14 protein-coding genes are annotated in these 13,508 nt (G+C 61.8%); 8 read left to right on the top strand and 6 right to left on the bottom strand.

The window, feature by feature from the left end; translation table 11 throughout:
- Positions 1-187: 187 nt before the first annotated feature.
- The 4 genes from ACSQ2Z_RS23480 to ACSQ2Z_RS23495 all read right to left on the bottom strand — a co-directional run bounded on the left by ACSQ2Z_RS23480 (position 188) and on the right by ACSQ2Z_RS23495 (position 2,691).
- The gene (locus tag ACSQ2Z_RS23480; RefSeq protein WP_436083634.1) at positions 188-1,213 is read right to left on the bottom strand and encodes a histone deacetylase family protein; all 1,026 of its coding nucleotides are present in this window, start codon (positions 1,211-1,213) and stop codon (positions 188-190) included.
- 291 nt (positions 1,214-1,504) lie between these two features.
- Complete coding sequence (locus ACSQ2Z_RS23485; protein ID WP_436083635.1) at positions 1,505-2,161, bottom strand: phosphoribosyltransferase; 657 nt, start codon at positions 2,159-2,161, stop codon at positions 1,505-1,507.
- Positions 2,162-2,255: 94 nt separating this feature from the next.
- A complete protein-coding gene (locus ACSQ2Z_RS23490) occupies positions 2,256-2,597 on the bottom strand; it encodes a universal stress protein (protein WP_436083636.1) in 342 nt (113 codons plus the stop codon).
- Positions 2,575-2,691, bottom strand: a complete 117-nt coding sequence (locus tag ACSQ2Z_RS23495; protein ID WP_436083637.1) for a universal stress protein — start codon at positions 2,689-2,691, stop codon at positions 2,575-2,577. Before ACSQ2Z_RS23495 ends, ACSQ2Z_RS23490 begins: the two co-directional genes overlap by 23 nt.
- Before the next feature lie 228 nt (positions 2,692-2,919).
- Between ACSQ2Z_RS23495 and ACSQ2Z_RS23500 the strand changes: the two genes are divergently transcribed.
- From ACSQ2Z_RS23500 to ACSQ2Z_RS23525, 6 genes are all read left to right on the top strand, one after another.
- Positions 2,920-3,639, top strand: a complete 720-nt coding sequence (locus ACSQ2Z_RS23500; protein WP_436083638.1) for a FadR/GntR family transcriptional regulator — start codon at positions 2,920-2,922, stop codon at positions 3,637-3,639.
- Positions 3,636-4,808, top strand: a complete 1,173-nt coding sequence (locus ACSQ2Z_RS23505) for a PLP-dependent transferase (RefSeq protein ID WP_436083639.1) — start codon at positions 3,636-3,638, stop codon at positions 4,806-4,808. Before ACSQ2Z_RS23500 ends, ACSQ2Z_RS23505 begins: the two co-directional genes overlap by 4 nt.
- A 42-nt stretch (positions 4,809-4,850) precedes the next feature.
- Complete coding sequence (locus ACSQ2Z_RS23510; RefSeq protein ID WP_436083640.1) at positions 4,851-6,110, top strand: ABC transporter substrate-binding protein; 1,260 nt, start codon at positions 4,851-4,853, stop codon at positions 6,108-6,110.
- Positions 6,111-6,222: 112 nt separating this feature from the next.
- Positions 6,223-7,161, top strand: coding sequence for a carbohydrate ABC transporter permease (locus ACSQ2Z_RS23515; RefSeq protein WP_436083641.1), 939 nt, complete (start codon positions 6,223-6,225; stop codon positions 7,159-7,161).
- 4 nt (positions 7,162-7,165) lie between these two features.
- Positions 7,166-7,999: a carbohydrate ABC transporter permease gene (locus tag ACSQ2Z_RS23520; RefSeq protein ID WP_436083642.1), complete on the top strand. Its 834-nt coding sequence runs from the start codon at positions 7,166-7,168 to the stop codon at positions 7,997-7,999.
- 4 nt (positions 8,000-8,003) lie between these two features.
- Positions 8,004-9,074: an ABC transporter ATP-binding protein gene (locus tag ACSQ2Z_RS23525; RefSeq protein WP_436083643.1), complete on the top strand. Its 1,071-nt coding sequence runs from the start codon at positions 8,004-8,006 to the stop codon at positions 9,072-9,074.
- 10 nt (positions 9,075-9,084) lie between these two features.
- Here ACSQ2Z_RS23525 and ACSQ2Z_RS23530 read toward each other — a convergent pair whose 3' ends face one another.
- The gene (locus ACSQ2Z_RS23530) at positions 9,085-10,305 is read right to left on the bottom strand and encodes an adenylate/guanylate cyclase domain-containing protein (protein WP_436083644.1); all 1,221 of its coding nucleotides are present in this window, start codon (positions 10,303-10,305) and stop codon (positions 9,085-9,087) included.
- 186 nt (positions 10,306-10,491) lie between these two features.
- The gene (locus ACSQ2Z_RS23535; protein WP_436083645.1) at positions 10,492-11,391 is read right to left on the bottom strand and encodes a LysR family transcriptional regulator; all 900 of its coding nucleotides are present in this window, start codon (positions 11,389-11,391) and stop codon (positions 10,492-10,494) included.
- A 122-nt stretch (positions 11,392-11,513) separates the two neighbouring features.
- On the opposite strand from ACSQ2Z_RS23535, the gene ACSQ2Z_RS23540 reads away from it, so the two are divergent.
- Positions 11,514-12,254, top strand: a complete 741-nt coding sequence (locus tag ACSQ2Z_RS23540) for an SDR family oxidoreductase (protein WP_436083646.1) — start codon at positions 11,514-11,516, stop codon at positions 12,252-12,254.
- Between the two features lie 89 nt (positions 12,255-12,343).
- On the top strand, positions 12,344-13,297 hold the full coding sequence (locus tag ACSQ2Z_RS23545) for an SDR family oxidoreductase (RefSeq protein ID WP_436083647.1): 954 nt from the start codon (positions 12,344-12,346) through the stop codon (positions 13,295-13,297).
- Positions 13,298-13,508: the final 211 nt, after the last annotated feature.

The raw sequence follows: 13,508 nt of genomic DNA on the forward strand, positions 1-13,508 counted from the left end.
ACACTACTACAGCGTGCTTTGCAATAGCGAATGATTGCGCCGGTCAAATCAAATCAACTTTTAAGAGTGCCTCTTTTCGACCCTCGCCGACGTCGTCAACCTCTTCGATCCGGAGATCATCGGCGGCGGCGGCGAAGCGGTGCAATTCGGCGAGGCTTTGCTGGCGCCACCGACGAACGCGCCGCGGTCAATGGACAAATCCCGTCAGGAACGCCGTAAGATTGGCGCTTAACGCGTCGCAGAGATAACCGCCTTCCTGAACGATAACCGCCGGCAATCCGAGCCCGCTGATCGCCTCGGCGATCCGTGCAAAGCCGGACGTGGAAACGGAAAGCCCGCCGAAAGGATCGCCTTCGAAGGCATCGAGTCCGAGTGCGACGACCAGCGCGTCCGGCCCATAGGCCTCGATGCGGCGGTTGGCGGCCTCCAGCGCTTCCAAAAATCCTGCATCGGTCGTCTTGCGCGGCAGAGGCAGGTTGAAATTATAGCCGAGTCCTGGGCCTTCGCCACGCTCGTCCGCGTTGCCCCAGTAGAAGGGATAGAAGCGCACGGGATCGGCATGCAGCGACACCGTCAGCACGTCGTTGCGGCTGTAGAAAATCCCCTGCGTGCCGTTGCCGTGATGCAGGTCGACATCAAGGATCGCCACGCGCACGCGCTTGCACGAGCCTAGCAGATGTTGGGCGGCAATCGCTGAATTGTTTAGAAAACAGAAACCTCCGGCGACATCGGCAAAGGCGTGGTGACCCGGCGGGCGGCAAAGCGCATAGGCCGTACGCTCGCCGGCCAGCACGGCTTCCGCCGCCTCGACAGCACTCCAGGCGCTCCAGCAGGCGCTGCCCCATGTGTCGGCGGAAATCGGGCAAGCGGTATCGGCCATATGATAGCCGGCTTGACCGACGGCGGAGGCGGGATAGCGGTCAGTGCGGGCCAGCGGATGGATGTTCGGGATGACCTCTTGCGACGCACCCTCGATCCGCTGCCAGCGCAGGAAGATGTTTTGCAGGAATTCGATATATTCGGGCGTATGGATGGCGGCGATCGGCTTTACGCCGTGATCCCGCGGCCGGACGATCTCGCAGCCCGCAGCCTTGGCTCCGGCAAGCAGTCGCTCGATACGCTCCGGTTTTTCCGGATTTGGCTGCGCCGCGCCCGCAGACAGGAACATCTTCGGATCATGCTTCTTCTGTTCGTTCGCATAGAAAGTCCTCATGTCTTTCCCCTCGCCCTTCAGGTCGGCTTCGGCTTTGGCCCCCTGCAGATCCCCGTGGGCGCAGCCAGCGTCGAAGCGCGACTATTCCGGCAATTGCCGCGTTTGTGAAAACCCGCTTGTCGCCGATGTCTGCTCACACGGCGTCTCGCCCGCGGCAGCCGGCCCCGGACCATGCTCACCGCCGCCTGCCCGCCGCCATCGAGGTTGTGCCGCTCAGCGAGCGGAAGTGCCAGCTAGCCTGACGGGACCGGCGCACCGCCTTACTCCTTCGGTCAATGCGTCCAATGCCGGCTATTCCTCCTGGCCTCCCTTCTTGGCTGTCTCCAGCGCAGAAATGACCTCAGCGTCCGTGACCTGACGAAAGTCGTCATAAAAATACCCAACGGCGTCAAAGGCGAACGGCGCTTCCAGGCAGACGAACGCGTCAACACCTCTGCCCAGTTCCTCAAGCGATTCAGCCGGCGCAACCGGAACGGCGAGCACCAGTTCCTCCGGCTTCTGCTTTCGAATGGCCTGCAGCGCGGCCTTCACCGTCGACCCGGTTGCGATGCCGTCATCGACGAGAATGACCACGCGCCCGCTCAGCGGAATGTTGCTCCGGTTGCCGAGATAGATCTGCCTCCGCCGCTTGAGCTCCGCCTGTTCCGTTCGGCACATCGCTGAAAAATCCTGGGCGCCGACGCCCGCGAGCCGGATGACATTTTCGTTGCGAACGATCGTCGGCTCCGGGCCGTCCACGATAGCACCCATCGCCAGTTCCGGCTGGAACGGCACGCCGATCTTTCGAACCAGGAGAAGATCAAGCGGTGCGTCGAGCGCGTCGGCAATTTCGACAGCGACCACCACGCCGCCGCGCGGGAGTGCAACCACGATCGGGCGTTTCTCGCGATAGCTGGCCAATGCGTCGGCCAGCCTGCGTCCTGCGTCCTTGCGATTTGCAAATGACATATCGCACCCCTCCGTTTCGATCGCGGCCACACTCCGGCGCCAACGCGGAAATTGCACCGGGGCAGCTTACCTCATCCGAGACAAAGCCGCCATTTCAACGATAGACGAGCACCGGTATCTTGGAGTGAGTGAGCACTTTGGTCGTCACGCTTCCAAGCAGCAACGCGTCAATGCCGCGCCGCCCATGGGACGCCATGGCGATCAGGTCGCAGCCTTTGTTCTGAGCCGCATCGATGATCGCCCGGTAAGGCTCGCCGCTGCTGACCTGTATGGTATCGCAGCTGACGCCATAGCGGCTCGCCTTCCGTTCAGCCTCGGCAAGGTGCCTGACGGCGACGGCGCGCGCATGCTCTTCATATTCGTCGCGTGTGCTTGCAAGCTGCTCGCTGTCGGCCGTGAACAAATGGAATGGCTCAACGACCCTCAGATCCGTCACGCGCCTTCGCATCGCGAGCGAGCTCCATGCCAAGGTCGAGCGCCGTCGCCGACAGCTTCGAGCCGTCGATCGGGATGAGAATGTGTTGAAACATGAAATCCTCCTTCTGTTTTCGCGCAGCATAAGCGGTCGGGATTCGGCAACATTGATCGCGGTCAAACCGGCGCTTGGACTTTCGTCTGACGCGCCCGGCCCGTCTTCACTCCACCCACGTCACATCCCTTCAACGGGCTAGGAACCACAATGGCCTTGACGCGCCCGGCGTAATTTGTGTTATTGATCAGATGTCAGACCAATTATGGTGCCAGCCGGGATGCGGACGATGAAGCACATGGATGCAAGAGCGACCCTCATCCCCCTGCCCCCGGCGGACCGGGTCCGACAGGTGACATCAGCTCTTGCCGACTACATCCAGCGTTCCAATCTCGTTCCCGGCGACCGGCTTCCCGCCGAGCGCGAGTTGATGGCGGCACTTGCGGTCGGCCGCTCGACCATTCGCGAAGTCATCCGTCATTTCCAGGCGCTCGGCGTCGTCGAGGCCCGCAAGGGCAGCGGCACCTACCTCTTGAAGCCCATTTCAGGCGCCACCATCCACATGCCGCTGTCGCTCGAAACCACCCATCTGCGCGACGCGCTGCTGAAGACGCTGGAGGTCCGCCGCGGCATCGAGGCCGAGGCCGGCATGGTCGCCGCCCGCATGCGCACGCCGCAGGACCTGAAGACGATCGAGGAAAAGCTGAACGAGATGGAACGGGTGCATCTTTCCAAGGGCACATCCGGCCCGGAAGACCTTGCCTTCCATCTCGCCATCTACGACGCCACTCACAATCCGCTGTTCAGGCAGTTGCTCGAACAGATGCGCGAAGCCTTCGAGCGCTTCTGGGAAAGGCCCTTCGACCGGCCCGACTTCGCCCGCCGGTCCTTCCCATTCCATCGAACCCTCTTCAACGCGATCGCGGCGCAGAGCCCCGAGGCCGCGCGTGCAGAAACACTGAAAATCCTCGCCATCGTCGAGGAAGACATCAAGGAAATGTCCAAATGAGCAACGGGTTTGATCCGTTCGAAGATGCCTCCCTCATCGTCGCCCATGACGAGAGCAATGCCTATGACGCCGTCGTGCCGCCGATCGTGCAGACCTCGCTGTTCACCTTCACCGATTACGACGACATGATTGCCTCCTATCGCGGCGAGAAGATCCGGCCGATCTACACGCGCGGCCTCAATCCGACAGTGCGCATGTTCGAGGAGATCCTGGCCAGACTAGAAGGTGCGGAAGACGCGATCGGCTTTGCCAGCGGCATGTCGGCCATATCTTCCACGATCCTTTCCTTCGTCGAGCCGGGCGACCGGATCGTCGCCGTCAGGCATCTTTATCCCGACGCCTTCCGCCTGTTCGGCACGCTGTTGAAACGGATGCGCATCGAGGTGACCTATGTCGATGGCCGCGACGAGGAGGAAGTGGCAAGAGCACTGCCCGGTGCGAAACTTCTCTATCTGGAAAGCCCGACAAGCTGGATCATGGAAACCCATGACGTCGCAGCCCTCGCAGCCATTGCCAGGCGCCACGGCATCGTCACCACAATAGACAACAGCTGGGCGAGCCCCGTCTTTCAGCAGCCGATCTCGCTCGGTGTCGATCTGGTCATCCATTCGGCCTCGAAATATCTGGGCGGCCACAGCGACGTCGTCGCCGGCGTCGTGGCCGGCTCGAAGGAACTGATCGGCCGCATCCGTGGAGAGGCCTATCCCTATCTCGGCGGCAAGCTCTCGCCCTTCGATGCCTGGCTTCTGATCCGGGGCATGCGAACGCTACCGATCCGCATGAAGGCGCATGAACAGTCTGCCCTGTCCATTGCCCGGCGTCTGCAGACGCATCAAGCGGTCGAGACGGTCTGCTATCCCGGCCTCGCCAACCAGCTTCCGAATGGCCTCAAAGGCACATCCGGCCTGTTTTCCTTCATCTTCAAGGACGGCGTCGATGTCCGCGCGTTCTCGGATCACCTGAAGCTGTTCAAGCTTGGCGTGAGCTGGGGCGGCCACGAAAGCCTGATCGTGCCGGGCAATGTCGTTCTGGCGCAAAAAGCACAACCCAATTCCGCGGTCGCCTTCGGCATCAGTCCGCGGTCGGTACGGCTCCATGTCGGCCTGGAGGGAACGGAGGCCCTCTGGAGCGATCTCGAAGCGGCGATCGGCGCCGCTTCATCAGGCTGACGATACGGCAAGCAACCACCCAAACAATAAAGGGGATATGAAATGAGGAAACTGATTGCGGCGACATTGTTCGCCTCCCTGATGGCAGGCACGGCCCTTGCCGATACGAAGCTGAAGCTGGTCGAAGTCATCACCAGCCCGGAACGCACCGAAACGCTGAAATCGATCGTCGCCAAGTTCGAAGCCGCCAACCCCGGCACGACAGTCGAGGTTATTTCGCTGCCCTGGGGCGAAGCCTTCCAGAAGTTCGCCACCATGGTCTCTGCCGGCGAAATTCCAGACGTGATGGAAATGCCCGACACCTGGCTGTCGCTCTATGCCAATAACGGCATGCTCGAAAGCCTTGAGCCCTATCTCAAGGAATGGGAACACACCTCCGGCCTGACGGACCGGGCGCTCGAACTCGGCCGCGACGTCAAGGACACGGCCTATATGCTGCCCTACGGCTTCTATCTGCGCGCCATGTTCTACAACAAGAAGATCCTGGCCGAAGCCGGCGTCGAAGGCCCGCCGAAGACATTGGACGAGTTCGTCGCCGCCGCCGAGAAAATCAAGAAGCTGCCGGGCAAATATGCCTATTGCATGCGCGGCGGTCCGGGCGGCCTGAACGGCTGGATGATGTTCGGCGCCACCATGGCCGGCGACAATACCTACTTCAACGAGGACGGCACGTCGAAGTTCTCGGAAGAGGGTTGGGTCAAGGGCTTCACCTGGCTGACCGACCTCTACAAGAACGGCTACGCGCCGAAGGACAGCGTCAACTGGGGCTTCAACGAGATCGTCGCCGGCTTCTACACCGGCACCTGCGCCATGCTCGATCAGGACCCGGACGCGCTGATTGCCATCAGCGAGCGCATGAGCCCGGCCGATTACGGCGTCACCACCATGCCGAAGGGTCCTTCCGGCAAGACCTTCCCGACCATCGGCTATGCCGGCTGGTCGATGATGTCGGCAAGCGCCAACAAGGATCTCGCCTGGAAGCTGATCGCAACGCTCGAGGGGCCGGAAGGCAACATCGAATGGAACAAGCGCATCGGCGCCCTGCCCGCGCTCAAAGCCGCCGAGAAGGACCCCTTCTATGCCAGCGAGCAGTTCAAGGGCTGGTTCGAGGAGCTGGCCGACAAGGACGCCATTCCGACCGTCATGCCGACCTATCTCGAAGAGTTTGCCTTCTTCAAGGATTCGATGGCGATCAAGACCAGCCAGGAAGCCATGCTCGGCGATATCACGCCGGAAGAGATGGCCAAGCAATGGGCCGACTACATGACCAAGGCTCAGCAGAAGTACCTCGCGAGCAAATAGTCACAAGCCTTGAGCCGCAGGCAGCGGCCTCCCTTTCGCTGCCTGCGACTTCGTTCCTGACTGGAAACACGGCTTGTCCCGAAAGACACGCCGCGAAACGGATATCTTGACGATGGATTCACTCGCAGCCCGCAACAGCGACTCGCGCCGGGACCAACGGCCGCTGAAACAGCGCCTCGCCGACGCCTCCGCGCCCTACCTTTACAGCGCGCCGGCGCTGATCCTGATCGTCACCGTCATGCTGGTGCCGCTGTTGCTGGGCATCTCCTATGCCTTCCGCGATATCCAGCTGCTCAATCCCTTCTCCGGCGGCTTCATCGGGATAGACCACTTCAAGACGCTGTCTGAGGACCAGAATTTCTATCGGGCGCTGAAGAACACGCTGTGGTGGACCGGGTGGTCCGTCCTCCTGCAGTTCGTCTTCGGCCTCATCCTGGCGCTTCTGCTCGACAAGCCGTTCCACGGCCGCGCCATCGTGCAAGCGCTGGTCTTCCTGCCCTGGGCCGTCCCGAGCTTCCTTGCCGGCCTCAATTGGTCCTGGCTGTTCAATCCCGTCGTTGGTCCCCTGCCCCATTGGGCCTATGCACTCGGCCTGATGAGCGAGCCCACCAATATCCTGTCCGACCCGCAGCTTTCCATGTGGGGGCCGATCATCGCCAATGTCTGGTGGGGCATCCCGTTCTTTGCCATCACCCTTCTTGCCGCCCTCCAGGCCATTCCGCGCGACCTCTACGAGGCAGCGAGTATCGATGGCGCGGGACCGGTGCAGCGCTTCCTCTCGATCACGCTGCCGTTCCTCGCCCCGACGATTGCCATTACCGTTCTCCTGCGCACCGTCTGGATTTCCAACTTCGCCGACCTGATCATCGTCATGACCAATGGCGGCCCGGCCGACCGCAGCCAGATCGTTGCCAGCTACATCTTCACCCAGGCCTTCAAGCGATTGGATTTCGGCTATGCCTCGGCCATCGCGCTGGTGCTGCTGGTGCTCCTGATCACCTATTCGATGCTGATCGTGATCCTGCGGCAGTGGCTCTTGAGCAAGGATTGAGATCATGACCGCCAAACGCATTGTCTCCGTCCTCGCGCACCGACTGGCCATCCTCGCCTACGTCGCCTTCGCGCTGTTCCCGCTCTACTGGCTCTTGAAGGTTTCGGTGACGCCGAACAATCTGCTTTATTCCGAAGGCATCAGGATGTGGCCGTCGCGCACCAGCTTCGAACATTTCGAGTTCGTGCTGCGCCACAGCGAATTTCCAACCTTCTTCAGGAACAGCCTGATCGTCTCGGGTTCCACCGCCGTCATCGTCACGGTGCTTGCCTCGCTTGCCGGCTATGCCATGTCGCGCTTCAGTTTCCGCGGCAAATACTGGATCGTGACGCTGATGTTGCTGACGCAGATGTTTCCGCTGGTCATGCTGGTGGCGCCGATCTTCAAGATCCTCTCGCCGATGGGCCTGACCAACAGCCTGACCGGCCTCGTGATCGTCTATGCCGCCTTCAACGTCCCCTTCGCCACCTTCCTGATGCAGTCCTTCTTCGACGGCATTCCGAAGGATCTGGAGGAAGCCGCCATGATCGACGGCGCCACCCAGTTCGTCGCCTTCCGCCAGATCATTCTGCCGCTGACGCTGCCGGGCATCGCCGCGACGCTCGGTTTCGTCTTCACCGCCGCCTGGAGCGAGCTTCTTTTCTCGCTGATGCTGATCTCCGGCAACGATGCCGCCACCTTCCCGGTCGGGCTCCTGTCCTTCGTCTCGAAATTCTCGGTCGACTTCGGGCAGATGATGGCGGCCGGCGTCTTGGCGCTGATCCCCGCCTGCCTGTTCTTCCTGTTGATCCAACGTTATCTCGTGCAGGGCCTGACGGCCGGCGCCGTGAAAGGCTGATCCCATGGCATCCATCGACATCGCCCACGTCCAGAAGTCCTACGGCATCCATCCGGTGCTGCATGGCGTCGATCTTCAGATCAAGGACGGCGAGTTCGTCGTCCTCGTCGGCCCCTCCGGCTGCGGCAAGTCCACGTTGCTACGCATGATCGCCGGGCTGGAAGCTGTCACCGAAGGCGAAATCCGCATCGCCGGAAAACGTGTCAACGATCTCGCTCCGAAGGATCGCGACATCGCCATGGTGTTTCAGTCCTACGCGCTCTATCCGCATATGAGCGTGGCGAAGAACATGAGCTACAGCCTGCGCCTGAGAAAAACGGCCAAGGACAAGATCGCTTCCGTCGTCGCCGGCGCCGCTAGCAAACTCGGCCTCGATCCACTGATGGAGCGTCGCCCCAAGGCGCTCTCCGGTGGCCAGCGCCAGCGTGTCGCCATGGGCCGCGCCATCGTGCGGCAACCAAAGGCCTTCCTGTTCGATGAGCCGCTCTCCAACCTCGACGCCCGCCTGCGCGAGCAGATGCGCGCCGAAATCAAGAAACTGCACCGGGACCTCGGCGCCACCTCGATCTACGTCACCCACGACCAGATCGAGGCGATGACGCTCGCCGACCGGATCGTCGCCATGCATGCCGGCGTCATCCAGCAGGTCGGAAGCCCGCTCGAACTCTACGACCGGCCCGCCAATCTCTTCGTCGCCGGCTTTATCGGCTCGCCAGGCATGAACTTCTTCGAAGGCCGCTACAAGATAAGCGGTGAAACCGCGAACTTTTCCCTCACCGGTGGCATCGTCCTGCCGCTCGGCAGTACCGCCAATCTCGAAGATGGCAGCCGCGCCACGCTCGGCATCCGGCCGGAACACGTCGTTCTCGGCGCCGAAGGCCCGGATGTGCTGAAGGCAACCGTCGATCTCGTCGAACCGACCGGCTTCGGCATCATCATCCACCTGAAGCTCGGCCCTGTCGCCTTCAAGGCCTTCACGCTAGACCGCCGCTTCCTCGGCATGCACGGCGAGGTCGCCGTCCGGCTGCCCGTGGCCAATCTGCATTTTTTCAACGAGGAAGGCCGGAAGGTTTAAGGAGCGGCCATCAAGCCTCGACCGTATCAAGCGGCATCAGCGTGAACAGTTCCTGCGCCCGCTTGACGCCGCGCAGAGCATAGCGGCCGATCGAGACGACCTCGGCATTGCGTGGTGGTGGCGCTGCGGCGACGAATTGCGAAGACATGATGACGCTGCGATCGACAAAGCGGCACATGGAAGCGATGCGGCTGACCTCGTTGACGGCCGGGCCGATGACGGTGAAGTCCAACCGGTCGCTGGAACCGATATTGCCGTAAAAGACGTCGCCGATATGGAGGCCGAGATAGACCTCGGTAACCGGACGGCCTTGCGAGCGGCGCCGTTCGTTCAGCCCCTTCAGCTTTTCCCGCAACAGCTGCTCGGCGAGCAGCGCCCGGGCGCAGGCATCCTCGCTCTCTTCCGCCTTGAAGATCGCCAGCGTGCCGTCGCCGATCAGCTTGAGCACGTTACCACCCGCCTCGTGGATCGAGGAAATGACCGCGTCGGCATAGTCGTTGAGGAAGGGAATGATCTCGTCCGGCGGTAAGTTGTCGGAAATGCGGGTGTAGTTCTGCAGGTCGGAGAACCACAATACCGCCGAAATCCGCTCCGCCTTGCCGCGCGATATGCGGCCTTCCAGCACCTGCCTCGCTGCGTCCTCGCCGAGATAGACTTCGGCAATCGTGCGCGAGATACGGGTCAGCGAGCCCGACTTGATCGCCAGCGCCAGCACAGGCACCAGCTGCCGGAGCACCGAAAGGTCCTCGTCGCGAAAACCACCCTCGTCCGTCGTCGCCCAATGCGAATAGAAACAGTCCATGTCACCGATATGGCTGTCGTTGGCGAAGCGGTGGATCATCGCGAGGAAGTCCTTGTGGCCGGCGCCAAGGAGCGTATCGAGCGGGAAAAAATCGACGGGATCACCAAGGCCGATACGACGGCGAACTTCGTTCTGATTGTTTTCGCGCAGATAGAAGAACGCGGATCGCTCCCAGTTTTCGGCCGATACGCCTTCGTTGGTCGGGCCGTATTCGAACGCTCCCTTGCTCGGCTCGCGGCTATCCCATTGGAAGGCGCGGCCCTCGTAGACGGGATGCAGGGTGTCGATCAGTGCTAGACCACGATCGAGCCGCAGGCCGGCGGCGCGGGCGCGCTCGCAGAAGCCGTTGACGATCTCCATCTCGTCGGTGCCCTTGATGCCTTGAGCCGTCAGCCAGGCGGCGATTTCGCCGATATCATGTGCGTTCATGTTGATAGTCCTGAATCTTGCGCATTTTGCACCTCTAACGCATGGGCCCGCAACCCGGAACGGAACGAATCGCGGGTGGAGCCAAAGACATGCATCGGAAGCGTCCAGGAAACTGGACGACGAGGCTGGAGGCGCGGATGTGGGTAGCGGCAACCCGAAAGGCAACCCTGGATCCAGGATTTCTTTTTACTTTCCGTCAGGCCGCGCGGTAAATTCGCGTGAAAGCCAGTCGATGAAGACGCGCACACGCGGAGACAGCTGGCGGCTGCGCGGATAAAGCAGGGAAACCGGCGTGGGCGTCGGCGGATTGTCCGGTAGAATGACAACCAGCGTGCCGTTCCTCAGGTCTTCCTCCAGCGCATACCGCGGTGCCTGCATGATGCCGAGCCCCAGCCGCGCCGAAGCCGCCAGCGTATCGGCGCCATTGACCGATACGACCGCCGGCAGGGAGACATTGCGGATTGTTCCCGCTACCGTGAACTCGAGCGGCAATAATCCGCCGATAGCCGTCGACCAGAAGCCGATCATCTGGTGCCCGCCGAGATCGTCGAGGTTCTTCGGCATGCCGAATCGGGCGATGTATTCGGGCGAGGCGCAGGTGACTTCTTCCAGCAGCCCGACGCGGCGCGCGATCATCTCACTATCCTGCAGATCGCCGGCGCGCAGCACGCAGTCGATCCCTTCGCGGATCAGATCGACCAACCGGTCGCCCTCGCTCATATAGAGCTGGATGCCCGGATATTCCTTGAGGAACTCTGGCAATCCCGGCAGGACGAAGTGCCGCGCCAGCTTGCCGTGCACGTCCACACGCAACAACCCCTTCGGTTTGGCGCCGGCAAAGGCCCCCTCCGCATCCTCGATATCGGAAAGGATGGTCAGGCATCGCCGGTAGTAGGCTTCGCCGTCAAGCGTCGGACTGACGTGCCGCGTCGTGCGCTGCAAAAGCCGCACGCCGAGGCGCGCTTCCAGCTGCTTCACCGCATCGGTCACTGTTGACCGGGGAAGCCCTGTGTCCTCGGCGGCAAGCGTGAAGCTGCGCCGCTCCATCACGCGAGTAAACACCCGCATTGCCTCAAATCTGTCCATGATGATTGTTCGCCCTGGCCGAATAGTGATGTCGAAGAATGGATGATTATCCGAAGCAAGGAAAGGGTCATCTTCTCCTCATCGAAACCGCGCTGCGACGCAGAACATTCAGGAGAACGAAAGTGTCTAATGGCAATAACAAGGTAGCAATCGTCACCGGCGCCTCTCGCGGGATCGGCGCCGCCATCGCCCAACGTCTTGCCAAGGACGGCTTCACCGTCGTCATCAACTACTCCGGCGATGCCGCTCCGGCCGATGCACTGGCCCGAAGGATCGAAGAAAACGGCGGCCGCGCGCTTACCGCGAAGGCCGACGTCAGCGACACTGACGCCGTCCGCCGGATGTTCGACGCAGCGGAAGCCGCCTTCGGCGGCGTCGATGTCCTCGTCAACAATGCCGGTGTCATGACGCTTTCGCCGCTTGCCGAAAGCTCGGACACTTTGTTCGACCGCCAGGTCGCCATCAATCTGAAAGGCACGTTCAACACGCTGCGGGAAGCCGCAAAGCGACTGCGCGACTGCGGCAGGATCGTCAATTTCTCGACCAGCGTCGTCGGTCTGAAGCTCGAAACCTACGGCGTTTACGCGGCAACGAAGGCCGCCGTCGAAACGCTGACTGCCATCCTGTCGAAGGAACTGCGCGGCCGCTCGATCACGGTCAACGCGGTCGCTCCCGGCCCGACTGCCACCGACCTCTTCCTCAACGGCAAGTCGGATGAACTGATCGCCCGCATGTCAAAAATGAACCCGCTGGAACGCCTCGGCACGCCGGAAGACATCGCCGCCTCGGTCGCGTTCCTCGTCGGCCCAGACGGCTCCTGGATCAACGGCCAGGTCCTGCGCGCCAATGGCGGCATGGTCTGAACCGAAAAATCGCCACAGCGGAGCACAATCTCCGCCTCGGCCCGTCAAATGAATTTCAATAGCCTCATTCCCTCAGAAGGAACAGGACAATGTCCAAGCAAGTAATCCTCGTCACCGGTGCTTCCAGCGGCTTCGGGGCCATGACCGCCCGCGCACTGGCAACCGCCGGCCACATCGCCTATGCCGGCATCCGCGCCACGGAAGACCGCAACGCCAAAGCAGTTGCCGACGCCGCAGCCTTCGCTACCGAACACAATGTCGACCTGCGTTCCATCGAACTCGATGTCGCCAACGACGCCTCCGTCGAAGCAGGTATCGCGAAAGTCATTACCGATACCGGCCGCCTCGACGTCATCTTGCACAATGCCGGCCACATGTCTTTCGGCCCGGCCGAGGCCTTCACACCAGAGCAGTTCGCCGAACTCTACGATATTAACGTCCTCAGTACCCAGCGCGTCAACCGTGCGGCGCTCCCCCACATGCGCAGCCAAGGTAAGGGTCTGGTCGTCTGGATCTCCTCTTCCTCGACCCGCGGCGGCACTCCTCCCTATCTGTCGCCCTACTTCGCCGCCAAGGCTGCGATGGACTCGCTCGCCGTCTCCTATGCCGCCGAACTCTCCCGCTGGGGCATCGAGAGCTCGATCGTCGTGCCGGGCGCCTTTACCAAGGGCACCAACCACTTCGCCCATTCCGGCGCGCCGTCCGACCGGGCCCGCGCCGCCGAATACAATGACGGCCCCTACAAGGGTGTGCCGGAAAAGGCCTTGCAGGGTCTCGCAGCCCTTGAGCCGACCGATGCCGACCCGGCCTCCGTTGCCGCCGCCGTCGTCGATATCGTCAACAAGCCCTTCGGCACCCGGCCTTTTCGTATCCACATCGACCCGTCGCAGGATGGCGCCGAGATCGTCAACGGCGTCGCCGACCGCGTCCGAGCGGAAATGTTCCGCAACATCGGCTTGGCTGACCTGTTGAAGCCCGTCGACAACACCCGAGCTAAGATCGCCGCAGGCAATCGCGCCGAAACTGAGCAGAAACCTAAATAAAACACGTGTGTCCCAACCTGATTTTTTCGGGGTGACACGATAACCGAATGCTGTAAGCTGCCTGCAAACGACGCCGCCTGTTGGCCAGGCCAATGGGCGGCATGATTAATGATTTGAAACAATTGCAGCTTTCAACTACCGCAGCTTGGTCAAACCCGTGTCCCGACTGCCTGTAATACTTGACGTCCGATAAGGCTCGGCCACCTGCGCT

The sequence above is a fragment of the Pararhizobium sp. LjRoot235 genome (genome assembly GCF_964254145.1).
GTDB lineage: Bacteria > Pseudomonadota > Alphaproteobacteria > Rhizobiales > Rhizobiaceae > Pararhizobium.